The following is a 23,709-nucleotide window of genomic DNA, read 5'->3' as shown; positions in this document are numbered from 1 at the left end:
TGCTAGACAGGAGATGGACTTTGGCTCACAACGACCCCGTACGCGTCGGCGTTCTTTATTCGGCAACCGGCATGACCTCGACAATTGGTCAGTCGCAATGGCAGGGGACCAAACTGGCGATAGAGGAGATCAACGAAGCTGGCGGCCTGCTGGGACGCGAACTGGTGGCCGTTTGCTACGATCCGGCCTCCCGGCCAGCGTGCTACGCACAGCAGGCCGAGCGGCTGATCGTGCAGGATCGTGTCAACGTGATTTTCGGTTGCTACATGTCCAGCAGCCGCAAAGCTGTCATCCCGATTGTGGAAAAGTGGAACAAGCTGCTGTTCTATCCCACCTTGTATGAGGGTTTTGAGTTTTCGGGCAATGTCATCTATACGGGGGCCGCACCCAATCAGAATAGTGTCCAGCTGGCGCATTTCATGACCAGCAATTTTGGCGCGCGGGTCTATATGATCGGCTCGGATTATATCTACCCTTACGAGTCCAATCGGATCATGCGCGAGCTGGTCATGCAGCATCCCGATAGCAAGGTGCTGGGCGAACACTATCTGCCCCTGGATGCTAGCGAGAGCGATTACAGCCTGATTATGGATGATATACGGCAGAAGCAGCCGGACTTTATTTTCTCCACCGTAGTGGGGGACTCCACGGCCAGTCTGTACCGCGCCTATGCCCATGCCGGCTTTAACCCGCAGACCATGCCCATTGCCAGCCTGACGACCTCCGAGGCCGAAGTTGCCCAGATGGGGGCGCACATTGCCTGTGGACACTTCACGGCGGCGCCGTATTTCCAATCCATCGAGTCCGAGGTCAATGCACGCTGCCTGGCCAGTTTGCGCAAGCGTTTTGGGGCGGATTGTCACCCTAATCTGTGTTGGGAGGCCGCCTATTCACAGATGCATTTGTTCGCCAATGCCTATCGACAATCGGCCAGTGATGCCATTGGGGACTTGCTGCCCTATCTGCTGGGCAGTGAGCTGGATGCCCCGCAGGGGCGGATCAAAATCGATCCCTCCAATCATCACACCTGGCTCTATCCACGAATCGGGCGCATCAACGCCGAGGGCAATTTTACGATTGTGCGTCAGGCAACCCGTCCCGTCTCGCCCGACCCCTATCTGGTCACCCACTCCTTGGGTGACTGGACTGCCAAGCTGGATACTTTGGAGACATAAAGCGTGGCCAACTCCTCTTCCTACGGTGATGAGCCGGCAAACAAGCCCTTGCGAGCACGAAATCGTTTTCCGCATGCCACCTCGCCGCAGCTCAAGGAACTGCGGCAGCTGACAATGGTGGTCATGCATCCGGACGACAGTGACGGCCGATTGCTGACCCAACAACTGCAGCGCATGGGGTGTTCCGTCCAGACAATCTGGCCACCGACGCAAAATCTGCCCTGCGGAACGGATCTGGTCTTTCTGGCCGTGCAGCCCGATCTGCTGCATCTGCGTCTTGACTGGGTGTGCGAGCAGGATGCGCCCACCATTATCGCGGTGGTCAATTACGAAAACCCCACGATTGTCTCTGCCGTGCTGGATCTGAATATTCAGGCCATTCTGCCTTCGCCGATCCGGTCCTTCGGCTTACTCTCCACGGTGGTGCTGGCCCGAAAATACCACAAGGAACTGCGCCAGCAGCGTCGCCTGATCAGCAAACTGCAGACCAAGCTGATGGGGCAGCGGCATGTAGCGCAGGCCAAGACAATCCTGATGCGAACTCATCAGGTGTCCGAGGATCAGGCCTACGATTTGATCCGCGAGCAGGCGATGAACAAGCGCAGCACGATTGAAGATATTTCGATTGCCATTGTAAATGCCAGTGAAGTGCTTTCTCTGGGACAGCAGGGAGCGCCCTGGCGGGGGAGCTAGGCGGATGTTTTCCTTCTGCTTCTTCCTGTCCGGTGTCCTTGCCTAAGGTTGTTCAGGGGGGCGGGAAGCCTCAAGGAGTGGGACAAGCGCAGCCCTGTTTGCGGGTGTTGTTTTACCTGCCCTTGTGTGGTGTGTGAGCGGCAAGCGCCCGAATCGGCTGATGCAAAACAGCCGTGCGCAGCAGGACGAGTTTCCCCAGGCAGACGCACTGCACACAGACAAAGGGCGGTCTGTCCTTGAGACAGACCGCTCCTGGACCGATCCGGTCTGCCACTACTCCCTTATCGGTGAGGTCGCGACGCCCCAGCCTAGCGCCTGATACAAGGCAATCACGTTCAGATAAGACCCGGTTTCTGCCAGCGCCAGCTCCTGTCGGGTCTGGTTTAAGTCGCGCTGATTTTCCAGCACATCCTGATAGGCTCCCGCGCCGATCTCGTAGCGTGTTACGGCACGGGCGTGTGCTTGTTCCAGATGACGCGCGGCGCGGGTCAGACCAAGCAGGCTTTTCTGGTGTTGAGTCAGATGGTGCAAAGCCCCCTGAATTTCTTCCTGAGCCTGCAGCAGGACTTGTTGATAGTGCAGACGGGACTCGTCTGCAAGAGCGCGCATGCCGCGCAAACGAGCTTTGGCATGGCCCAGACGCAAGGCAGGCCATTGCAGGGCGGGCGAGACATCAAAGGCCCGGGCGGCATGACCCAGATCACTGCCCCGCAGAGCGAAAAACCCGATAAAGCCTGCCAGATCCAGACGTGGATACAGCTCTGCTGTTGCTGCGGCCACGTCGTGCGAGCTGGCCAGAATCTCCTGTCGGGCGGCCCGTACGTCAGGCCGGTTAAACAGCAGCGCATTCACATCCCCCAACGGCAGGGCGGCGGCCAACGGGGCTTGCGCACTGGGCAGCGGCGCATCAAGAGCCTGAGCTTTTCCACCGCTTAGCACCTGCATGCGCAAACGGGCTCGTTCGAGCTCGCTTCGCAGTTGGGGCACCACGGCGTTTGCACGCTCCAGACTGGCCTGGGCATTGTCCAGATTCTCGGGCAACTCCCGGCCCAGTGACACGCCAGCTTCTACCAGCCTGATGGTCTGTTCCCAGCTGCGTACATCGTCCTCGGCCAGCGCCAGCCGTCGTTGCAAACCTTGGGCCTGCACATACTGGCGGGCCAGCTCAGCCGCAATGGCCTGGCGCGTCAGGTCCAACTGCGCCGCGCTGGCTTGGCTGCGAGCCTGGGCAGAACGGGCCAATTGTTCCAGGCGGCCGAAAACGTCAATCTCCCAGGAGGTCTGCATGCCCAGTCGCCAATTTTCCTGAACGCCATGATCAATCGACCCGTCTGGTGCAGCAAACTGCGAACCGCTACGGTGATAGTTAGCGTGAGCCGTGACGGCCGGCAGACGGTCGTGCTGACGTTCATCGATCAGGGCGCGGGAGGCTCGCCAGCGAGCCTGCGCCTGGGCAATATCCAGATTGTGATCCAGGGCCTGGGCGATCAGGGCATCCAGTTGCGGGTCCTGCAACAGCGTCCACCAGTTCTTGTCCTGGCTGGCGGGATTGGCAAACTGGCCGCTCCAGATGGTGGCGTCCAGCTGAGGGGTGGCGGGAATGGAGGAGTCCAGCCCCACGGCGCAAGCACTGAGCATCAGGCAGGGGATCATCCACTGTAGAGCACGCGTCAAAGGGGCAAGCGACTGGCGTAAAGTGAGGCGCGTCATGATGCCTGTTCTCCGGTGCAAGAGCGTAGCGCCTGGGCCAGCTCACGTGCCCGAGGAGTGTCGGCCTGATGAGCGTGATTGCGCGCCAGCAAGGTATATAAGGTAGGCAAAATAAACAGGGTAAATACGGTGCCGATCAACATGCCTGAGACCAGTACCACACCCAGACTAAAGCGGCTGTTCGCCCCCGCCCCGGAGGCAAAGAGCAGGGGTATCAAGCCAAAGACCATGGCTGCGGTCGTCATCAGCACAGGGCGCAAGCGAATGCGGGCCGCCTGCAAGATGGCATCGGGTTTGGTCAGCCCTTTTCGGGATTGCAGCTCATTGGCAAACTCCACCATCAGAATGCCGTGCTTGCTGATCAGCCCCACTAGTGTGAGCAGACCGATCTGCGTATAGATATTGAGCGTGCCCAATCCCAGGGCCAAAGGCAGCAGGGCCCCGCACAGGGACAAGGGCACTGTCACCAGAATGAGGATGGGGTCCAACAGGCTTTCGTACTGCGCGGCCAGCACCAGATAAATCACAAGTAGCGCGGCCAGAAAGGCCCAGGCCAACGACTGGCTTTCCTGGGTGAATTGGCGTGATTCCGATTGCCAGTCATGCGTAAAGCCGGCGGGTAGTTGGCGTGCAAGGTCGTCCAGGTACGCGACTGCCTGCCCCAGGGTGACGCCAGGGGCTGGAATGGCCTGCAGTGTGGCCGAGTTTTGCTGGTTGAACTGGCGCAGGCTGTTCGGTTCCACTTCGCTTTGGATTTGAACCATGGTCGACAAGGGCACCAGCTCGCCATTGGCACTGCGTACAAACTGGCGTGTCAGGGCTTGAGCCGTCAGGCGCAGTTCACGCTGGCTTTGCGGAATGACGTCGTACGAGCGGCCATCCAGCGAGAAGCGATTTAGGTAGTTTTCGCCGACCAGCACGGCCAGCGAGTCGGCAATGTCACGCAGGCTGATGCCCATGCTGGCCGCCTTGCTACGATCGATTTCGAGACGGGCAACCGGCTTGTTATAGTCCAGGTCGCTATCGACCACGACGAACAGGCCACTGTCACGGGCTTGCTGCTTCACCCATTCCATCGTGTCGTACACCGTGCGGTAGTCGCCGGGACTGCGCAATACCAGCTGCACCGGCAGACCGCCGCTGGAACCGGGCAGGGGGGCGAGCTGGAACGCGAAGATACTGCTGCCTGCAATCTGGCTGACGCGAGCTTGCAGTTCTTCCTGAACCTCGTTGGCATTGCGTTCGCGTGCGCCCCAGTCTTTCAGGTTGATTCCGCCAAAGCTGGCGGCTGGGCCGTCTGTTCCCATAATCAGCCACGTGCTCTCGGTTTCGGCGATGTCACGATAAATGTCATCCAGCTGTTTACCATCGCGCTGGGCATAAGCCAGGTTGGCGTTCTGGGGGGCTTTGACAGCGGTGAGCACGCTGGCCTGATCCTCAACCGGCGCCAGTTCGCTGTGCGTCATTTGATAGAGCACCGGCAGGCTGATGAAGATCACCAGGGCGACGGTCACGCTAAGCCAGCGGTGACGTAAGGAATACGCTAATAAACGGCCATACCGGACCGATAGGGCGTTGAAAAATCGTGCGGCCAGATGGGCCATGCGGCCTTCCTCTTGTTGCGCGGGTAGCAGTAAAGAGCTCATGACCGGGGACAGGGTCAAGGCCACTACCCCGGACACCAGCACTGCGCCCGCCAGGGTCAGGGCGAACTCTTTGAAAAGTGCGCCAGTCAATCCGCCCATCAGGCCAATCGGGGCATAGACGGCGGCCAGCGTCAGGGTCATGGCAATGACCGGGCCCGCAACTTCACGCGCGCCCAGCAGGGCGGCCACTACGGGCGAGCGTCCCGCCGCAATATGTCGGTGTACGTTTTCCACCACCACAATGGCATCGTCCACCACAAGGCCAATAGCCAGTACCATGGCCAGCAAGGTCAGCAGGTTGAGGCTAAAGCCAAACGCCAGCATCAGAGCAGCGGCCCCCAACATGGACAGAGGAATGGTGGCCAGCGGAATCAGCACGCTTCGCAAGGAGCCCAGGCACAGGTAAATCACCAACACCACGATCAGCATGGCTTCCGTCAGGGTTTTGAGTACCTCATCAATAGAGGCCTGAATAAAGCGTGCTGTTTCAAACGCCAGGGCCACTTCCACGCCCGGCGGCAAGGTGGCTTCAATGGCAGGCAGACGCTCTCGAATGCCGTCCACAATGCGCAGGGGGTTGCCGCCGGGCGTCGGGAACAAACCCAGGTGAACCGCCGGCAGGCCATCCATCAGGGCGCTGGTTTCGCGTGTCGCCGCGCCCAGTTCCACCGTGCCCACATCGCGCAGTCGCACCAAGGAGGTGCCGTCCTCACGCACGATCAGGTCCTGAAATTCGGCCACGCTGGTCAGGTCGGAGTTGAGCTGGATGGTGCTGAGCACATGTTGACCTTTGACCATGCCGGGGGCGGCCTGATAGTTGTTGGCACGCACGGCCTGGGCAATATCGGCCGCCGTCAGGCCATAGCCAGCCATGCGGTCCGAGTTCAGCCACAGGCGCATGGCCAGTTTCTGACCACCAAAGGTCTGAATTTTGGCCACCCCGTCAATGGTGGAGAACATGGGTTCCACCACGCGAGACAGATAATCGTTCAGTTCCGGGATGGAGAGTGAGGTTGTGGAAAAGCCCACATATGCGACGGCGGTGGAGTCGCCGGAGGAGCGCTCGATAACCGGGTCATACGCCCCTTCGGGCAAGCGATAACGTACCTGGCTGACTTTACTCATGACTTCTGTGAGAGCTTGGGTGGAATCGCGATTCAGTGCCATGCGCAAGCTCACGACACTGCGGCTTTGCACGGAGCTGGAGGACAGATAATCGACCCCTTCGACCGAGGCCAGGGCCTGGGCAATTGGTTGCGTGATAAAGCCTTGCATCAGCTGCGCAGAGGCGCCAGGGTATTCGGTGGTAATCGTGATGGTGGAGTTCTCCAGCAGGGGATACTGCCGGATCGGCAGCTTGTTCAGGGAGAACAGACCCACCATCAACAGCAAAGCGCTGACCACCAGGGCCAGGACCGGGCGCCGCACGAACAAATCGGTAAAACCGGGACGGGAAGCGGTATTCATACAGGCTCCTTGCGCTGGGCAGTTTGTACCGTGGAGCCGTCCTGGATCTTGATCTGTCCGGCGCTCACCACCCGATCACCTTCTTTCAGACCATCCGTGATCTCGACGCGCTCATCCCATTGCTCGCCAGTTTGCACTGCCACACGTTTGACTTGCCACAAGCCTTGGCTGGCCGGGGAGGCGACAAAAACGGTCTGACCGTAGGCCGTATAGGTCAGCGCTGTTTCAGGCACGGTCAGCACGGAAGACGGCGCGGGGCGCTTCAGTTGTACTCGGGCATACATCCCTGCCTTGAGGCGCCGCTCTGGATTGGGCAGCAGTGCTTGCAAGCGCACCGTGCGCGAGTCGCCGATCAGCGGGTCGATGGCGCTGATTTGCGCCTGGAAGTGTTCGCCCGGCCAGGCATCAAGCTGCACCTGAAGTTGTTGGCCGACGCTCAAGTCAGGCAGGCTGTGTTCCGGAACCGTCAGGTTGATTCGCAAGCGGCTATCGTCGACCAGGCTGGCGATAGGCTGGCCAGGTTGCAGATAATGGCCCTGATGCAAGTGGGTAATGCCTATCTGGCCCGAAAACGGAGCATTGACCTGCTTCAAACCCAAAGCGGCTTGTTGGTACTGCAACTGTGCCTGTGCCATCGCATGATCTGCCTGCGCCTGGTCCAGTTGTTCCTGGGTGGCCGCCTGCTGCTCTTTCAGCTTGCGCACTCGCATGAGCTGGATCGCGGTCTGTTTGACCTTTGCCTGCTCACGATGCACACCGGCCTGTTCGAGCTCATCATCGAGCAGGAGCAAGGGCTGACCTGTCTGAACCGCTTGTCCTGAGGCGAATTCAATCTTGCGGATGCGTCCGCTGGTCTGTGCACTGAGCAACACTTGTTGCCAGGCTTCCAGCGTACCGACTGCATGTAAAAGACGAGGGGGGATCTGGGATTGCACGCTGGACAGTTCGACGACGGCAGGCGGGTAGCCCCCGGTAGACTGGGTTTGTTCCGTGGCTGGGAGCAGCCGCCAGCTCAATACCCCCAGGCTGGTTAGAACGACAATCATGATTCCGATGCGACGTGAACTCATGCGCTTTGCCCTCCTGCCTGGTGCTCCCGCCACAGCGGCTGTCTGGGTGGATGCGTCCGTCCGGATCGTTGGTCCCGTTGTGCCCAGTCCTCGGGTTTGAAAGAGGTGGCGCGCACAAGCGGTTTGCAGGGCGGGGAGAACACGATGGCAATGAGCGCGCTTAGCGTAGACATGCCGGGCCGCATGCAGACTAACGGTCTGGCAAACAGAGTCCAGAAAAGGGAAAACATGGCAGGTTCCTGTGACGACAAAAAGGCAGCCGACATGGCTTGCCTTAACTAGGGACCTGGACTATAAAACCTCAAGTTAACTTGAGGTCAAGGGGGCCGAAATGGAAAAAACAGTCGATCCCAGCCGTACCCTGACGGTGGGGGAAGTGGCCAGACGCAGCGGCGTGCCTGTCTCCACCGTGCATTTTTACGAGTCTAAGGGCTTGATTGCCAGCACGCGCAACAGTGGAAACCAGCGCCGCTTTGATTCAGTGGTGCTGCGCTATATTGCGATTATCAAAGTCGCCCAGCGCACCGGCATTCCGCTGGACGAAATCCGCGATGCCTTGCGTGGCTTGCCGGCGGGCAGCAAGCCCAACGCACAGCAATGGCAAGCCATGTCGCGCCGCTGGAAAGACAGTTTGAATGAGCGTATTGAACAGTTGACGCGTCTGCGAGATGAGCTGATGCATTGCATTGGCTGTGGGTGCCTGTCGATGAATGAATGCCCGTTGCGCAATCCGGCTGACATTTTGGGCCAGCAAGGGCCCGGTCCCCAGATTCTGGAAAGAAAGCTGGAGACCGGCGTAGCGTCTTAGCTCGGGTCGGGCGACTGCGCGTAAAGCGCCGTTGCCTCCGAGGTAACCAGGGCCTGGTAGCGCTCGAAGTGGTTCAGGATATCGTTGATGACCTGGCTGGAAGACAGCCCCATCAGGTCGTAACCCCGACTGCCATCGGCAAACACCGTGCGCACCTGCCATTCCTGAGGGCGGGTCTGCTCGTTACGGGCGGCCGCCGCGGTGAAACTGGCGACGCGGCGCGCACGCAGTTCCACCCCATAGACGAAGTTGCGCTGGTTATCGGCCTGAATCGTCAACTGGGCCGTGTCTGCTTCGCCGGTTTCCAGGTTGACATTCAGGTTTCGCTTGCCCAGTTCCTCTGCCACAGCCTGCAAGGCGGGAATGACAGTGTCAGCCAGAAAACGACGGGCGTCGCGCTGATTAGGGGTGTGCAGGATGGTGGAAAGGCGCCGTCGCCAGGACACCTCCGAGCCAGGCGCCGGGCCGGACAGTGGGCCTTGACGACGTAGCCGGGACATATCCGCCTTCATGCCTTTGAACAGCCCCAAAATCAACAGGAACATGATGATGGCAAAAGGCAGGGCACTGACCAGAGTCACGGTTTGCAAAGCGGTCAGACCACCAGCCAGCAAGAGCAGGGAAGCGGCGGTGCCTTCCAGGGCGCACCAGTAAATGCGTTGCCAGACGGGGGCATCTTCCACCCCACCGGCGGCCAGAGTGTCGATAACCAGGGAGCCCGAGTCGGCTGAGGTCACAAAGAAAATAGCTACCAGAATAATTGCCAAGGTCGAGGTGACATTGGACCAGGGCAGGTATTCCAGAAACTCGAACAGGGCCACTGAGGCATTTGCAGCAGCATCCTGGGCCAGCTGGCCAGCGGCCACACCCATGTCCAGAAAGATGGCGGTATTACCAAAGACGGTCATCCAGAAGAAGGTAAACACCGTGGGCACCAGCAGTACGCCCAGCACGAATTCGCGGACTGTACGACCACGGGAAATACGGGCGATAAACATGCCTACAAAGGGTGACCACGCAATCCACCAGGCCCAGTAAAACAGGGTCCAGGCCTTCATCCAGCTTTGCCCGCGGAATGCTTGTGTACTGAATGAGCGCGCAAAAAAGTTATCGAGATAACCGCCGATATTCTGTACAAAAGCATTCATCAAAAAGGCCGTCGGGCCCACAAAGAGCACAAACAGCATCAGGGCAACGGCAACCAGCAGATTCAATTCAGAGAGCCGGCGTATACCTACATCCAGTCCACTGACAACGGACAGGGTGGCCAAGGCGGTAACCACCACAATCAGAACAATTTGCAGCCAGGTTTCCTGAGGCCAGCCAAATAAATGTTCCAGGCCAGCGTTGATTTGCAGCACCCCAAGGCCCATGGACGTTGCGATACCGAACAAGGTGCCGCAGACGGCAAAGATATCGACGCTGTCGCCAATCCAGCCCTCAATGCGTTTGCCAAACAAGGGATAGAGTCCCGAGCGAATGGTCAGGGGCAGGTTATAGCGAAAGCAGAAATAGGCCAGGGATAAACCCACGACTGCGTAAACGGCCCATGCATGAACGCCCCAGTGAAAAAAGGTGATGATCTGCGCCTGATGTGCCGCCTCGACGGTGCTGGCCAGGCCCGAGGGTGGGGCCGAGAAGTGTTGCAGCGGCTCGGCCACGGCAAAGAACATCAGGCCAATGCCCATGCCTGCTGCAAACAGCATGGCCATCCAGGTCAGGTACGGGTAGTCGGGTTCCGAATCATCCGGCCCCAATTTCAGATTGCCATACCGGCTCAAGGCCAGGTAGACCACGGCAAAGAAAAACAGGGCCACAGCCAGGATATAAAACCAGCCGAAACTTTTAATGACCCAGTTTTGTAGCTGTTCAAAAATAAGTGCGGCGTCTTTAGGGAAAATAATTCCGATCAGCAAGAAGATCAGGACGATAAAGGTCGATCCCCAGAACACCCGTGGATGTAGCGTGCTTTTAAAAGGCAGCCCCATGTCATGCTCCGTTTGTAACTAAGAGGGCACAGCTTAACGAGAACGACTGCCGCTTGAAAGGTTTGTTAGATTAGGAAATATTTGCTCAGGGTCGGAAAGGATCTATTGGCAAAATGAGTTCCTGGTGTCCGGCCTGCCGGGTCAACTCCAGCTGATGCAGCACACTGGCGCTGGCTGTATGCACGGCCGAATGCAGGTCTGCGCCCAGGATCAGATGGGCGAGCAAGGTCGAGGCAAACAGATCGCCGGTGCCTTTGGCGGCGCAGTCGACGCGGGGGTGACCCAGCAAGGTGTCGGCGCGGGGCTCTTTGCGGGCCATTAACAGTTTGATCTGCCCATCCTGCCAGGATTGGGGAGCAGCACTGGTGGCAATGACCCACTCCGTGCGACCGTTAAGCAGTTTGTGCGCGGCGCTGGAGCTGGCCTGAACGGTATCGCAGGGCTGTTGGGCCAACAGGGACAGTTCGTAGTTATTCGGGGTCAGACCATTGGCCAGTGGCAGCAAGGTGTCGTGGTAGCTGTCGATTAGTGCCGGGTCCACATAGACGCCCACATCCAGGTCGCCCATGACAGGGTCGACGATGACGAGTACATCCGGGTGTTGGCGCAGCAAGGTTTGGAGCCAGTGCGCAATGATGACGGCCTGTTGGGCACTGCCCAGATAGCCGATCAGGACCGCGCGCACCTGGTCCAGAGCACCGCGTAACACCAGGTCGTTCAAGAATCCTTCCAGCCACTCGTCGGGCACGGCGCCGCCATGGACGGTTGGATACTGGGGATTATTGCTCAGGAGCACAGTCGGAACGGTCGCCACCTTAAAGCCGTATCGGCGCAAGGTCGGGCCAGCAACATTGTTGCCCACCCGACCGTAAACCACTTGGGACTGAATGGAAACGACATCCACATGGTAGGGATGTCGTTCCCGATCAACAAACGTTACCGCATTGTTCATGCAGCACAATCGGCTTTGTCGGCTTGCTTGAGTTGGCTGAGCCAGCTGTTGAGAACCGTAGCGGCAGCGGCATGCAGGCGTTTCTGTACTGCCATGGCCTCCAGGCGCAGCATTTGCGGATCGATGTCAGCGTGTCCTAGCTCATTGGCATGACCGACCAGCCAGCGCTCCAGCTTGCTGGTGTCGGCTTCCAGGTGAAATTGCAGGCCCAGGACTTGAGTGCCGAAGGAAAAGGCCTGGTTCTGGCCTACATCGGTACTGGCCAGATGAACGGCGCCATCCGGAATGTCGAACTGATCCCCATGCCAGTGCAAAACGGGAATGCCACTGATGGCGGCCAAAGGCGACTCCTTGCCTGCCTCGCTCAGTTTCAGAGGAGAGAAACCGATTTCCTTGACACCTAGCGGGTAGACATTGGCGCCCAGCGCGCGCGCAATCAATTGTGCGCCCAGGCAAATGCCCAGCAGGGGCTTGCCAGCCAGCAGGAACTTGTGGATCAGTTCCAGCTCATCGCTCAGGAAGGGGTAGATTTTTTCGTCGTAAGCGCCGATCGGCCCGCCCAATACCACCAGCAGGTCCGCATCCTGTGCTCCCAAGTGACGCACAGACTCGACGGAAGGGTCAATATAGTGAACTTGGTAGCCCTGCTCGATCAGAACAGGCTCCAGCGTGCCCAAGTCCTCAAAATGAATATGACGCAGTGCGATGACTTTCTTCATAAGGTTTTCTTTCAGTCCAGAGGGTAAGGATGTCAGCTCGTGGTGCCGATGTCTACATTCATGGCACCCGATAGCGGGAAGGTGCAACATGCCAGAGCATGGCCCTGCGCCTTGTCCTGATCGCTCAGGCAAAAGTCAGGTTCAGAGCGGTATTCGCCCTCCGAGATCTGTACCCGGCACGCGCCGCAAATGCCCGACCTACATTGGCTGCGAATGGGTACATCGGCTGCTTCCAGCATTTCCAGCAGGCTGCTGCCCGGTTCGGGCGAGAGTGTTTGTCCGGTACTGCGTACATTGATCTGCAAGGGGGCGCTGCCAGCTGCAGGCTGGATCTCTGCGGCCGAGCTGGCCGGCGGGGAGAACGCCTCGATCAACATATGCGAGATGGGGTGTGCCTGTTTGGTGTATTCGCGCAGGGCTTGAGCAAAGCCGTGGCTGCCGCAAATGACGACGGCCTGCGGATCTTTTAGTTGCTCCATATTTTCAAAGGAGGGGCGTCCCACCTTGAAATGAGCGCTTTCACGGATTTTTTCCTGCGTGACAAACACCGTCAGCGTGAACCAGCTGCTGGTCAGATCCAGTTGCAATAGTTCATGCAAAAAGGGAATGTCGGCAATACGGGCAATACTGAGCAGCAAATGTACTTGTGGTACTGGCAAGCCGTCCTGGGCTCGCGCCGCCAGTTCACGCAGCAAGGCAATGGGCAGGGTAATGCCAATGCCGCCAGCGATCATGGCGATACGCTCATAACCGACAATAGAATCTACCGAAATCTCGCCTGCCACATACTGCAGGGGCACGCTCATGCCCTCGCGCAACGTGGCGTGCAAATGATCGGAGACGCTATTGCGGCCCGAACCTTTGACAGCAATTTCAATCAGGTCTGGATCGGCCACGCGAGTGATCGAATACATACGCTGTTGAATCGTGCCACCGGTATCGGGGTAGCTCAGGGCGACATGCTTGCCGGCCCGCAAGGCGCTCAGAAAATCGAAATGCTTACTTTGCACGCGCAAGGTGAACACTTTGACGTTTCCGGCCTCGGGGCGAACGGTCTCGCAGCGCGCCTGAATCATGGCTGTCATTGCAGCGCCTCCTGTTGCTCGTCTTGGGCCTGTGCCTGCCCCGATTTGCTGTTCAAGCCAATGCGCTCGATCAGGCTTTCAACCGAACCGGTGTACACGCCAATTTCGTTGGAATCGCCGGTGTCGTGCAAAATGTCGCGTGCATTGGGGAAGTTCACCATGGAGAACACTTTTTCCCAGGCGCCCATTTCGTTGTTGGCGAACATTTCCACGGTGCGCAGGATAACGGCACGCATATGCTCACGCTCTTTCTGGCTCAGACCGTGAATGATGTCCGAGGCGACAAAGCTGAACACGCTGGAGTGGCTCCACTCGTCCATGGCGTGCGTGCGGGTCACTTCATGGCAGATAGTCTGGATGCTCTTGTCCTCAGCCATGGTCTTGAGGTAGTCGGTAATCAGGGTTTCGGACGCGCAGGCAATGGCAAAGCGGGTCAGGCGACGCTCGGATTCAGAACTGCACTGGCTCAGGATGTCGTTGCGCCATTGCACCAGGTTGAAGTTGGTGAAATCCAAAGGTTGCAGACCGCGCATGGAATAGATGTAGTTGCATGCCATGATGGACATGCGGGTGTGCAGGGCTTCATCCAGCAAGGCCTGGGACATCACATCCTGCAGCAGATTGCGGTTGGCGCTCGGTGGCGGCGTCTTGATGATGTCTTCGCAGGACGGAGTGACGACGTTGCACTCCACATAAATGGTCTTGAGGTTGTAGATCCCCCAAGCGTAAGACAGACACTGCGATTTCAATTCCTCAGGTGCTTCCAGCCAGGCCTGGTGCTCACGGAAAGGCAGCAGACATTCGCTGAAATCGGCCTTGTTCGGATCGAATGCCAAATTGTTGTAGTCCGGCAGCTCCTGATTGACCGCCGCCCGGTTTTTCCAAAGTACAGACAGCTTTTGCAGCATATTACGTACAGCATCATCGGTTTCGTAGCTTTTGATAGTCATTTCAAACTTCCTTGCTGTTGGTTGCGATCCGTTCGAAATGAACAGATCGTTTTGTTATTCCACCTGTCTCTATTTCCGAATGGAAATTCGCAGGCTTAAAAGGATTTGCTGCTCTTTCAGCCCGGTTTCAAAAAAAGCCCGTTACCGGGTCTTTAGGAACCTTGCAAGATCAGCGCGGTTGAACTGCCGTTAAAGCAATGGCGTTTCCTGTGGTTATGGGAAAACTGGGGATGGTTTTAATGCGCAGATTGAAAAGAGTGATAATCTGTTTGAGCGTTTAGAAGTATGGGCATTGAGTATTCGTTGGCTGCATTCTAATGATCCTATGACAATAAATGACAGACCATTTTCAGGCTATTTAACAGACCACTTAAGAATAAAAATTTGATTTCTGTTTTAATTCTTGACTGAAATAATCGGGATTGGCTTTCTTGCTGTGTTTCAAGGGATTTTTAATTCTTTATGCCTTGAATGTTTATCCGGACAATAATGATTAAAAGTGTTCTGGTGAATTAATTTTTAATGGACTGTTTGATTGGGCGATAAACAGAATAGGATGTTTATCTTTCGCCCTGGAAAACGACATACCCGGGCTTGCCCTTTTGTCTCGTGACTGAAAAACGGTCGCGACCGTCAAGGGGCTTATATCTAAACAGGAACTCCCATGAAGAGTCTTGCCGGTGGCGACACCTCCCACCTGCCTGTGGTGGGTTCGCAATTTCTACAGCAAAGCGATCGCAATCTTTGGGACATCATCGAGGCCGAGCGACGCCGACAGCAGCACACCATTGAGCTGATTGCTTCGGAGAATTACCTGAGCCGATCCGTTCTGGACGTACAGGGGTCCTTGCTGAGCAACAAGCAGGCGCAGGGATACCCAGGGCAACGGATTTATGGCGGGTGCGAACAGGCCGACCAAACCGAAGAGCTGGCTATCGAGCGGGCCAAGTCGGTGTTCGGGGCGGCGTTTGCCAATGTCCAGGCCCACTCGGGCAGCCAGGCCAATCTGGCGGTCTATCTGGCCCTGCTCTCGCCGGGTGATACTATTTTGGCGCTGGATCAAAGTGCCGGCGGCCATATCAGTCACGGCTCGCATGTGAATGTTTCGGGGCGCTGGTTTCAGACCTGTTCTTATGGTGTGGATCGCCAGACCCAGTGGGTGGACATGGACGAGGTGCGTGCTTTGGCTCACAAGGAGCGTCCTCGCCTGATCATCGCGGGTGGCTCCTCCTATTCACGGACGCCCGATTTTGCCGAGTTCAGAACGATTGCCAACGAGGTCAATGCATATCTGATGGTGGATCTGGCTCATAGCGCCGGACTGGTGGCGGCGGGCTTGATGGCGTCGCCCGTACCGCATGCCCATGTGACCACTTTTTCCACGCATGGCACTTTACGCGGTCCCCGAGGTGGCATCATTTTATGTAATGAGCCCAAGTTGGCGGAGCGTCTGAGTCAGGCTGTGTATCCGGGCCTGCAGGGTGGGCCTTTGCTGAACATTATGGCGGCCAAGGCAGTGGCACTGGGAGAGGCAATGAGCCCTGCCTATAAAGCCTATGCACAGGCGGTCATCATCAATGCGCGCAGTTTGTGCCGCCGATTGGCTGAAGGTGGCCTGACTGTGGTGTCGGGAGGCACGGACTGCCACTTTGGCGTGGTGGATCTGCGCCCCTGGGAGTTGTCCGGGCCCTTGGTAGAACGGGCCTTGGCGCAGTTGGGTATCAGCTTGAGCAAACATCGTGTGCCGTATGAGCAGGCTCATGCGGCCTATTCCGGCATACGGGTGGGGAGCGGCGCCTGTACGACCCGGGGGCTGGGGGAGGATGACTTCAAGGAAATTGGCGACATGATTCTGGCGTTGCTGGGCGGCGTGCGCAGCGGTGCTCGCAGCGCGCGCACCGAAAATGCCATTTTAGAAGGGGTAGCCGATCTGAACCGGCGATATCCCCTTGCATATTGACTGCAGCCTGGCTCAACCCTTGCCCTGACGCAAGGCGTTGGCCAGACGCAACATGGCGGATTCAATCTCGTAGGCCGTCAAGGATGCATAGCCCAGTAGCCACCCCTGTTGTTTTTCCTCACCAATATACAGCCGGCTCAAACCGGGTAGCTGTACGCCAGCGCTTAGGGCGCGGCGCAAGGTGTGTTCTTCCGACCAGCCTGGCTCAAGGAAACAGGGTATCTGCAAGCCGCCCTCAGGTCTGGCGGCGCGCACAATACCTTGAAGATGTTGTTCAATGGCCTCCAGCATGATCTCCCGACGCCCCGTGTACAGCTTGCGCATGGCCCGGATGTGCGAGTTGTAGTGGCCGTCTTCCATGAAACGCGCCAGGGTCAGCTGCAGTATCTGGGGAGTGTGCCCATCCATGATGCTGCGGGCTTGTGTAAAGGGTTTGACCAGCTCCGGCGGCAGAGCCATATACCCCATGCGCAGCCCCGGATAGAGCGTTTTGCTGAACGTGCCCAGGTAAATCGTACGCTGATACTTGTCCAGACCCTGCACGCAGGCGGTGGGCAGGCCGTCATAATGAAACTCGCTGTCGTAGTCGTCTTCCAGAATCCAGCGGCCATTTTCGGCCGCCCAGCGTATCAGTTCCAGGCGACGTTCCAGTGAAAGGGTCGCCCCTGTTGGGTACTGATGGGAGGGGGTGACATAAATGCAGTTTGCACCGCTGCGGTCTTCATGCAAAAGCTCGGTGCGCAGGCCCTGTTCGTCCACCCCAATAGGTACGACACGGGCTTCGGCCGCTTCAAAAGCCTTGCGCGCGCCGAAGTAACCTGGATTCTCAACCAGAATGGGCTTGCCCGCATCGACCAGCAGTTGCGCACACAGGAACAGAGCTTGGCGCGTACTGCTCAAAATCAGAATCTGATCCGCGGATACCTTGGCGCCTCGTTCCAGATTCAGGTATACGGCAATCGCTTTGCGCAAGGACTCGGTGCCCTGGGGATCACCATGTAGCAGGATGTTGGCGCGAAAGTCCTTCATGGCCTGACGCTGCAGGCGCTCCCAGACATCGGTCGGAAAGTTGCGGGTTTCAGGCAAGCCGGTGGCAAAGGCCTTGATGGTTTGCTGATCGGCAATACCGCCACTTTCAAATACGGCGCGGCCCCGGCGGCTCAAGCCGGTACCCGGTTCCATGACGCTGCGTTTCAGATCCTGGGCCTTGATGCGCCGGTAGGCGCTGCCTCGCAGCTCGGTTCCCACGGATTCAGAGACATAACTGCCCGAACCTTCACGTCGCACGATAAAGCCGTCGCGGTGGAGTTGGACATAGGCGTTCTCGACGGTATCGCGCGCCATGCTCAATGATTTGGCCAGTGAGCGCGTGGCAGGCAGCTTGACTCCGGGACCCAGAGCGCCATCCAGAATCAGCGCCCGTAGGGCACGTTGAATACGCTGGTGAAGATCCAGGGATTGAAGTTCGTCATCGTTAAGACGCATTTTCAAGGTGTCCAGTTCAAACGAACGCGTCATGCGGTCTGCTCCAGAGAAGATTAATGGTCTGACTAGTCAGACCATTGTGCTCGTAGACTTGATTGTCGTTGCCGAAATAGGGGGGGCCTGTTCCGGCGTTCAGGTTTGTACAGGATCTCAGCAAGTATGTCCCGACCCTTTAATTTCAGCGCAGGGCCCAGCGCCTTGCCGATCGATGTTCTCTTGCAAGTGCGCGATGAACTGCTCGATTTTGCCGGCACGGGGGTATCCGTGATGGAAATCAGCCATCGCTCCCAGCCCTTTATGGATTTTGCCCACGCGACTGACGCCGCGGTGCGTCGCGTTCTGGCAGTTCCATCGGACTATCACGTGTTGCTCCTGCAAGGGGGGTCGTATCTGCAGTTTTCTCAAATTCCGATGAACCTGTTTCATAAAACAAACACAGCGGACTATATACACACGGGCTTGTGGTCGGAGCAAGCGGCTAATGCCGCCAGGCAATATGGGATTGTGCGAACCATTGCCAGTTCTCATGAAACTGGATTTGATCGTGTTCCTGAAATTAATGAATCTCATATTAATCTGGATGCGGCTTATTTGCATTACACGGAGAATGAAACTGCACAGGGCTTGCAATTTTCAAAACCACCCATTTCGTCTATTCCATTAGTGTGTGATGCCTGCTCCAGCCTGATGTCCAAGCCGATTGACATTGCCGCACATGATTTGGTTTATGCCTCAGCCCAGAAAAATATGGGTATTGCCGGTGTCACGCTCGTATTGCTCAATCCTGCTATTTTAGACAAGCCTTTGGCTGCAACGCCACAGGCGTTGGATTTTTCCATTCAGGCAAAAAAGCAGTCCCTGTTAAATACTCCTTCCACGTTTTCCTGGTATGTGATGGGCTTGATGATGGAGTGGATTGAACGTACGGGTGGAATAGAAGTGCTGCATGAAATCAATAAGAAAAAGTCACGCCATCTTTATAACGTGATTGATGGCAGTAATGGTTTCTATATCAATCATGTTTTGCCTGATTATCGATCTATCAATAATGTTCCTTTTCATATTTCCGAAAGAAATTTGGAGGATCTATTTGTTCGGGAAGCGCAGGAAAACGGATTTCATGGTTTGAAGGGCCATCAGTCGACTGGGGGCTTGCGCGCCAGCATTTATAACGCCGTCACCCTGGATGCGGTACAGGAGCTGGCGCTGTTCATGCGCGAATTCGCGCGCACGCACGGTTAAGGGCGATGCCCGCCTCTCAGAGCGGCCAGGCAGGTGGCTGCGATTTGACCTAAGATTTTTTAAGGAAAAGCGATGTACGACAACACACTCACTCTGGCTGAATTCGACAAGGAACTGGCCCAGGCCATGGCTGGTGAACAAAGCCGTCAGGAAGATCATGTAGAACTGATTGCCTCGGAGAACTATGCCAGCCCCTTGGTCATGCAGGTTCAGAACTCCGTTTTCACCAACAAGTACGCTGAGGGTTATCCGGACAAGCGCTATTACGCCGGTTGCGAGTTTGTGGACGTGGCCGAGCGTTTGGCCATCGAGCGCCTGAAGGCCCTATTCGATTGCGATTATGCCAACGTGCAGCCTCATGCCGGAGCACAAGCCAATACCGCCGTGTTTCTGGCCCTGCTCAAACCTGGCGATACGGTAATGGGGATGAATCTGGCGCAGGGCGGGCACCTGACGCACGGTAATCCCATCAATATTTCGGGGCGTCTTTACAACATTGTTCCTTACGGCGTCGATACCCAAACCGGGCTGATCGATTACGACGAAATGGAGCGGATTGCTATCGAGACCAAGCCCAAGATGTTGATCGGCGGTTTCTCTGCCTATTCACGCGTGAAGGATTGGGCGCGTATGCGCCAGATCGCTGACAAGGTGGGTGCCTGGTTCTGGGTCGATATGGCTCATGTGGCCGGCCTGGTGGCGGCGGGTGAGTACCCCAGCCCCTTGCCATACGCACATGTGGTTACCAGCACCACGCACAAAACCCTGCGCGGCCCACGTGGTGGCGTGATCATGGCTAAAGGGCAAAGCGACGATTTCTACAAACGTTTGAATTCAGCGGTGTTCCCCGGCGTGCAAGGGGGGCCCTTGATGCATCTTATTGCAGCCAAAGCCGTTGCCTTCAAGGAAGCCTTGCAACCCGAGTTCCGTACCTATCAGCAAAATGTGGTGCGTAATGCCCGAGCGATGGCAGCGATACTGATTCAGCGTGGCCATACCATCGTGTCTGGGGGTACGGATAACCACATGATGCTGATTAACCTGTCGACCAAGCCTTATACCGGGCAAGAAGCCAGTGATGCCCTGGCGGATGCTTACATCACCGTCAACAAAAACTCAGTGCCCAACGATCCGCGCTCGCCCATGGTGACCTCGGGTATCCGTATCGGAACGCCTGCCGTGACGACACGGGGCTTTACCGTGGCCGATTGCGAGCAACTGGCGCATTACTTGTGCGATGTGCTCGATGCTTATGAGGCGGGCACGCTGGAGGCCGTCAAGCACGATATTCGTGAGAAGATCGTTACCTTGTGTCGTACGTACCCGGTGTATCAGGTACAAACGGAACCAGCCCAGCTGTAATGTGTCATTCTGTTGATAAGGACCCAGCCACTTCGGTGGTTGGGTTTTTTTATGATGAATACTATCTCAAGTCTTTTTTCTTATTTTTCTGCCGCTTTTAGTTTATTTATCTTTCTGAGCGTGTTGGCGGGCTTGCTCTACCTGTTCTTAAGGGGGGCGTATTTCATATTTTTCAATAAGCTATGGTCTTTCTTTCATCGCGACAAATTTTATGATGCTTATTTGGATGCCGAGCGAGAAAAATCGCTGGATGTAGAGCGTTTCAAGATCATGTTCGGGCTCCACCGCGTTGATGATATTCAGACAGTGAAAGACACACATCGCGCGGTGAAATGGGCGCACTCCAGCGCCATTGCTCTGAGAACACTGGGCAAAGCAGGGGTCTGGGTCAACTGGAAAGAGCAAAGAGTAGAGAAACCCAAGGCTGTGCAACGGGTGGTGCTGCCGATTTTTTGGGTTTTGATCACTTTTTTGATCGCGATTTTCGCGACTTTAGTCATCCGTCCCGATGCGATTATTAAATTTAAAGAAAGCGAGGTTTGGGCATGGCAGGGCGAGAAGGGCTTGCGCTCTTTCCTGGCGTCAGGAGATAAAAAATGGGTTTATGATCTTTCCGATTGCTCACTACCGAAACAAGCCCAGACTGTTCCTTTTCTTGAGGATGAAAGGGAGTGGGTTTGTGCGGCGGTCAAGTCAGGAGATTATTTTTCCAGCTTACACTCAACGGTGAAATTCCAGCGTTATTTCAGTGCGCCCATCCTGATTTTTCTGATGTGGTGTTCTGTTCTGCTGCTATTGAAAAGCCACTCTTTGTCCACCGCATTGCGTTTGCATCGAATCCTGCATCCCTGCCGAAATGCTCAATGACCGGGATCGGCACGCCGCCTGCTCCAGTTTGCATATCCTTTGGCGCGCAGTTCGCAAGCGGGGCAGCGTCCGCAGCCATATCCCCAGTCATGCAGCGCTTCCCGCTCATTCTGGTAACAGGTATGGCTGTCTTGCTGGATCAGCCTGACCAGAGCATCTGAGCCCAGTTGGTCGGCCATCTCCCAAGTATCAGCCTTGTCCAGCCACATGAGGGGCGTCTCTATGGTTAGGGGACGCTCTATGCCCAGACTCAGGGCGACTTGCAAAGCTTTAAGGGTGTTGTCCCGGCAGTCCGGGTAGCCTGAGTAGTCAGTTTCAGACATGCCGCCTACCAGCGTATCCAGCCCGCGACGGTAGGCCAAGGCAGCGGCCAAAGTAAAGAACAGCAGGTTGCGACCGGGCACGAAGGTATTGGGCAGGCCATCGTCCTGCACCGCAATGCGCATAGGCTCAGTCATGGCGCTGCCGCCTATCTGTCCCAGAACACCGGCGTCAAGCACATGATCTTCGCCCAGGCGCTCTGCCCAATGTGGAAAGTGTCGGCACAGATTTTCTCGCAACGTCTGGCGACATTGCAGTTCCGCATGGTTTCGCTGGCCGTAGTCAAAGCCCACGGTCTCCACAAACGCAAAACGATCCAGAGCCCATGCCAGACAAGTGGCCGAATCCTGTCCCCCCGAAAATAGGACCAGGGCTCGACGACGGGCAAGCTGCGGCTTCATGCTTTGACCTGCGCAGGGCTCAGGGCGCGGCGTTTCATGGTGCTGATCAGCGAGTTGAGCAAGACACCGTACATAGGAACAAACAGCAACAGGCTCACCCCCAGCTTGATGACGTAATCGACGAGCGCGATTTCGCCCCAGTGCTCCGCCATGAAAGGATTGCTGCTGCGCCAGAAGGCGATGCCGAAAAAGGCCAGAGTATCCAGTGCCTGCCCAAAAACTGAGGCGGCGGCCGGGGCGATCCACCACTGCGTGTAATCGCGGCGGATGCGGTCAAAGACCTGTACGTCCAGCAACTGTCCCAGCACATAGGCCGCGAAACTGGCCAGTGCAATACGAAAGACAAAGCTGTTGAACTCGCCCAGTGCCTGCAAGCCATTGAACTGGCCTTCATGGAACAGCACGGAGACGACATAGGAGGCGATCAGGGCCGGAAACATGGCGCGGGTGATGACGCGTCGTGCCTGCGATTTACCCATCAGGCGCACGGTCAGGTCGGTTGCCAGAAACACAAAAGGAAAGCTGAAAGCGCCCCAGGTGCTATGAAAGCCAAACAGCTCAATAGGAAGTTGAACCAGATAATTGCTGGCGATCACGATGAATACGTGAAAGGCAATGAGAAGTCGCACATACAGCGACAGCCGTGAAGACGGCATAGCGGGCAGAATCATGTCTGAACCTTTTTGGTGGATGGGGTGAGGGAACCCATTGAAAATGGACTTCAACCAACTATTGTACGGGCAGTTGCGGTTTGAGGGAATGTGTACCGGTCGCCAGTGTAGCGTGGGCGCCCGACCGCCTTATATGTCTGGCTTGATAAGGCTTATGACTCAACGCAGGAGTGGGGCGATTGCACCCCCGCTTGCGGTTTGCAGCAGCCCGGCGCCTGGGGCTGGGCTGACCGATCCCATTTAAGCGGTGGGTTGCAGTTGTTCCATCAGCAGGCGCTTGTGCAACAGACGGACTTCTTCAAAGGCCACGGGCGAGTTTTCCGGTCCCAGGACCAGCAGGACCATCAGCCACATCAGGGAGGGCGAGGCAGCCAGCGTGTAGTCCGAGGCGCTGACATCGGGGCGGATGAGCCCACGCTGTATTCCCGCTTCAAAGAAAGCCTGGTTAGCCATGTAGTTCTGGCTCAGGAGCTGCTTGCCCCAGTAATGCGCCAGATCAGGCACTCGACCGCTTTCTGTCATCAATAGCCTGAACATGGCTTGCACATCCGGGCTGGACAGACGTTCATACAGTTGCTTGAGATACTCGTCCACGATACAGGACAAAGTATCGGCCTGGTAAGAATCCGATAGTTCGAAGGCATGGCCTTGAGCAGGCAGCAGAGTGTGGCGAAGCATGTCCTCGAATACCTCGTCTTTGCTGCTGTAGTGCGCGTAAATTCCGGACTTGGAAATGCCGGCGCGGGCCGCGATGCGTTCCAGCGAGGTACCCAGAAATCCCCGGTGAGAAAACTCTTCAAAGGCGGCGCTCAGAATTTCGCGTTTGCGCTCGGCCGAGGACAGGTAGCGTCGCTTGTTTGTGCTTTCGTTTTTTGTCGATTTATTGCTAGGTGAGTCTGTCATGTCATCCTGTAGGGATGGGCAAGAGATGGGGGCTTGCAGTATATCAGGCCGTCAGTTTCGGGCCCCGGTTTGCCAGAAGGTAAGCGTGTCCTGGGCACATGCTTGTTTTGTCATATGGCGGCAGAAATAATAGTTCTGTCCTGACTTTAAAACCGTATTTGTTTCAATAGATTTCATTGGTTTTTCTTTTAGGTTTCTTCCCTTTTTAGGGAAGGTTTATTTATTTTCATTTCC

The 23,709-nt window shown here is 56.7% G+C and carries 19 protein-coding genes; 7 read left to right on the top strand and 12 right to left on the bottom strand.

What is annotated here, in order from left to right; all coding sequences use genetic code 11:
• The first annotated feature begins 20 nt into the window (after nt 1-20).
• Together FE795_RS13035 and FE795_RS13030 are read left to right on the top strand one after the other, a co-directional pair.
• Nucleotides 21-1,175, top strand: coding sequence for a transporter substrate-binding domain-containing protein (locus FE795_RS13035; protein WP_230406190.1), 1,155 nt, complete (start codon nt 21-23; stop codon nt 1,173-1,175).
• 3 nt (nt 1,176-1,178) lie between these two features.
• Complete coding sequence (locus FE795_RS13030; protein WP_003803183.1) at nt 1,179-1,868, top strand: ANTAR domain-containing response regulator; 690 nt, start codon at nt 1,179-1,181, stop codon at nt 1,866-1,868.
• Nucleotides 1,869-2,141: 273 nt separating this feature from the next.
• Here the strand turns inward: FE795_RS13030 and FE795_RS13025 are convergent, their stop codons facing one another.
• From FE795_RS13025 to FE795_RS13015, 3 genes are read right to left on the bottom strand one after another with little or no spacing between them, the layout of a single operon-like run.
• Nucleotides 2,142-3,578 (bottom strand): efflux transporter outer membrane subunit, encoded by a 1,437-nt coding sequence (locus FE795_RS13025; protein ID WP_059318593.1) that lies wholly within the window; start codon nt 3,576-3,578, stop codon nt 2,142-2,144.
• On the bottom strand, nt 3,575-6,691 hold the full coding sequence (locus FE795_RS13020; protein ID WP_219235032.1) for a MexW/MexI family multidrug efflux RND transporter permease subunit: 3,117 nt from the start codon (nt 6,689-6,691) through the stop codon (nt 3,575-3,577). The genes FE795_RS13025 and FE795_RS13020 overlap by 4 nt, the downstream gene beginning before the upstream one ends.
• Nucleotides 6,688-7,761, bottom strand: a complete 1,074-nt coding sequence (locus tag FE795_RS13015; protein ID WP_003803190.1) for an efflux RND transporter periplasmic adaptor subunit — start codon at nt 7,759-7,761, stop codon at nt 6,688-6,690. The genes FE795_RS13020 and FE795_RS13015 overlap by 4 nt, the downstream gene beginning before the upstream one ends.
• 331 nt (nt 7,762-8,092) lie before the next feature.
• Between FE795_RS13015 and soxR the strand changes: the two genes are divergently transcribed.
• Nucleotides 8,093-8,569: a redox-sensitive transcriptional activator SoxR gene (soxR, locus tag FE795_RS13010; protein WP_003803192.1), complete on the top strand. Its 477-nt coding sequence runs from the start codon at nt 8,093-8,095 to the stop codon at nt 8,567-8,569.
• Here the strand turns inward: soxR and FE795_RS13005 are convergent.
• The 5 genes from FE795_RS13005 to FE795_RS12985 all read right to left on the bottom strand — a co-directional run bounded on the left by FE795_RS13005 (nt 8,566) and on the right by FE795_RS12985 (nt 14,263).
• Nucleotides 8,566-10,557 (bottom strand): BCCT family transporter, encoded by a 1,992-nt coding sequence (locus FE795_RS13005; RefSeq protein ID WP_003803194.1) that lies wholly within the window; start codon nt 10,555-10,557, stop codon nt 8,566-8,568. The genes soxR and FE795_RS13005 overlap by 4 nt on opposite strands.
• An 85-nt stretch (nt 10,558-10,642) precedes the next feature.
• Nucleotides 10,643-11,509 (bottom strand): pyridoxine/pyridoxal/pyridoxamine kinase, encoded by an 867-nt coding sequence (gene pdxK, locus FE795_RS13000; RefSeq protein ID WP_003803196.1) that lies wholly within the window; start codon nt 11,507-11,509, stop codon nt 10,643-10,645.
• On the bottom strand, nt 11,506-12,228 hold the full coding sequence (locus FE795_RS12995; RefSeq protein WP_003803198.1) for a glutamine amidotransferase: 723 nt from the start codon (nt 12,226-12,228) through the stop codon (nt 11,506-11,508). The genes pdxK and FE795_RS12995 overlap by 4 nt, the downstream gene beginning before the upstream one ends.
• Nucleotides 12,229-12,260: 32 nt before the next feature.
• Complete coding sequence (locus tag FE795_RS12990; RefSeq protein WP_003803200.1) at nt 12,261-13,313, bottom strand: 2Fe-2S iron-sulfur cluster-binding protein; 1,053 nt, start codon at nt 13,311-13,313, stop codon at nt 12,261-12,263.
• Nucleotides 13,310-14,263 (bottom strand): AurF N-oxygenase family protein, encoded by a 954-nt coding sequence (locus FE795_RS12985; RefSeq protein WP_003803202.1) that lies wholly within the window; start codon nt 14,261-14,263, stop codon nt 13,310-13,312. Before FE795_RS12985 ends, FE795_RS12990 begins: the two co-directional genes overlap by 4 nt.
• 664 nt (nt 14,264-14,927) lie before the next feature.
• Between FE795_RS12985 and FE795_RS12980 the strand changes: the two genes are divergently transcribed.
• Entirely contained in the window at nt 14,928-16,223 is a 1,296-nt protein-coding gene (locus tag FE795_RS12980; protein WP_131070824.1) for a serine hydroxymethyltransferase, read from the top strand.
• A 12-nt stretch (nt 16,224-16,235) separates the two neighbouring features.
• Here the strand turns inward: FE795_RS12980 and pdxR are convergent, their stop codons facing one another.
• Nucleotides 16,236-17,741: a MocR-like pyridoxine biosynthesis transcription factor PdxR gene (gene pdxR, locus FE795_RS12975; RefSeq protein ID WP_003803206.1), complete on the bottom strand. Its 1,506-nt coding sequence runs from the start codon at nt 17,739-17,741 to the stop codon at nt 16,236-16,238.
• A 126-nt stretch (nt 17,742-17,867) separates the two neighbouring features.
• Between pdxR and serC the strand changes: the two genes are divergently transcribed.
• The 3 genes from serC to FE795_RS12960 all read left to right on the top strand — a co-directional run bounded on the left by serC (nt 17,868) and on the right by FE795_RS12960 (nt 21,179).
• Complete coding sequence (gene serC, locus FE795_RS12970) at nt 17,868-18,950, top strand: 3-phosphoserine/phosphohydroxythreonine transaminase (protein ID WP_219235030.1); 1,083 nt, start codon at nt 17,868-17,870, stop codon at nt 18,948-18,950.
• 72 nt (nt 18,951-19,022) lie between these two features.
• Entirely contained in the window at nt 19,023-20,312 is a 1,290-nt protein-coding gene (gene glyA, locus FE795_RS12965; RefSeq protein WP_003803210.1) for a serine hydroxymethyltransferase, read from the top strand.
• A gap of 51 nt (nt 20,313-20,363) precedes the next feature.
• Nucleotides 20,364-21,179: a DUF6216 family protein gene (locus FE795_RS12960; RefSeq protein WP_003803212.1), complete on the top strand. Its 816-nt coding sequence runs from the start codon at nt 20,364-20,366 to the stop codon at nt 21,177-21,179.
• On the opposite strand, the gene queC is transcribed toward FE795_RS12960, so the two are convergent.
• The 3 genes from queC to FE795_RS12945 all read right to left on the bottom strand — a co-directional run bounded on the left by queC (nt 21,173) and on the right by FE795_RS12945 (nt 23,475).
• Nucleotides 21,173-21,901: a 7-cyano-7-deazaguanine synthase QueC gene (gene queC, locus FE795_RS12955; RefSeq protein WP_003803214.1), complete on the bottom strand. Its 729-nt coding sequence runs from the start codon at nt 21,899-21,901 to the stop codon at nt 21,173-21,175. The two genes, FE795_RS12960 and queC, sit on opposite strands and share 7 nt — an antisense overlap.
• Nucleotides 21,898-22,572 carry a 7-cyano-7-deazaguanine/7-aminomethyl-7-deazaguanine transporter gene (locus FE795_RS12950; RefSeq protein WP_003803216.1) on the bottom strand — a complete coding sequence of 225 codons (675 nt, stop codon included), beginning with the start codon at nt 22,570-22,572 and terminating at the stop codon, nt 21,898-21,900. Before FE795_RS12950 ends, queC begins: the two co-directional genes overlap by 4 nt.
• 240 nt (nt 22,573-22,812) lie before the next feature.
• On the bottom strand, nt 22,813-23,475 hold the full coding sequence (locus FE795_RS12945; RefSeq protein ID WP_003803218.1) for a TetR/AcrR family transcriptional regulator: 663 nt from the start codon (nt 23,473-23,475) through the stop codon (nt 22,813-22,815).
• Between the last annotated feature and the right edge of the window lie 234 nt (nt 23,476-23,709).

Source organism: Alcaligenes ammonioxydans (assembly GCF_019343455.1).
GTDB classification, from domain to species: domain Bacteria; phylum Pseudomonadota; class Gammaproteobacteria; order Burkholderiales; family Burkholderiaceae_B; genus Alcaligenes; species Alcaligenes ammonioxydans.
This window is presented reverse-complemented; position numbering and strand designations above follow the sequence as displayed.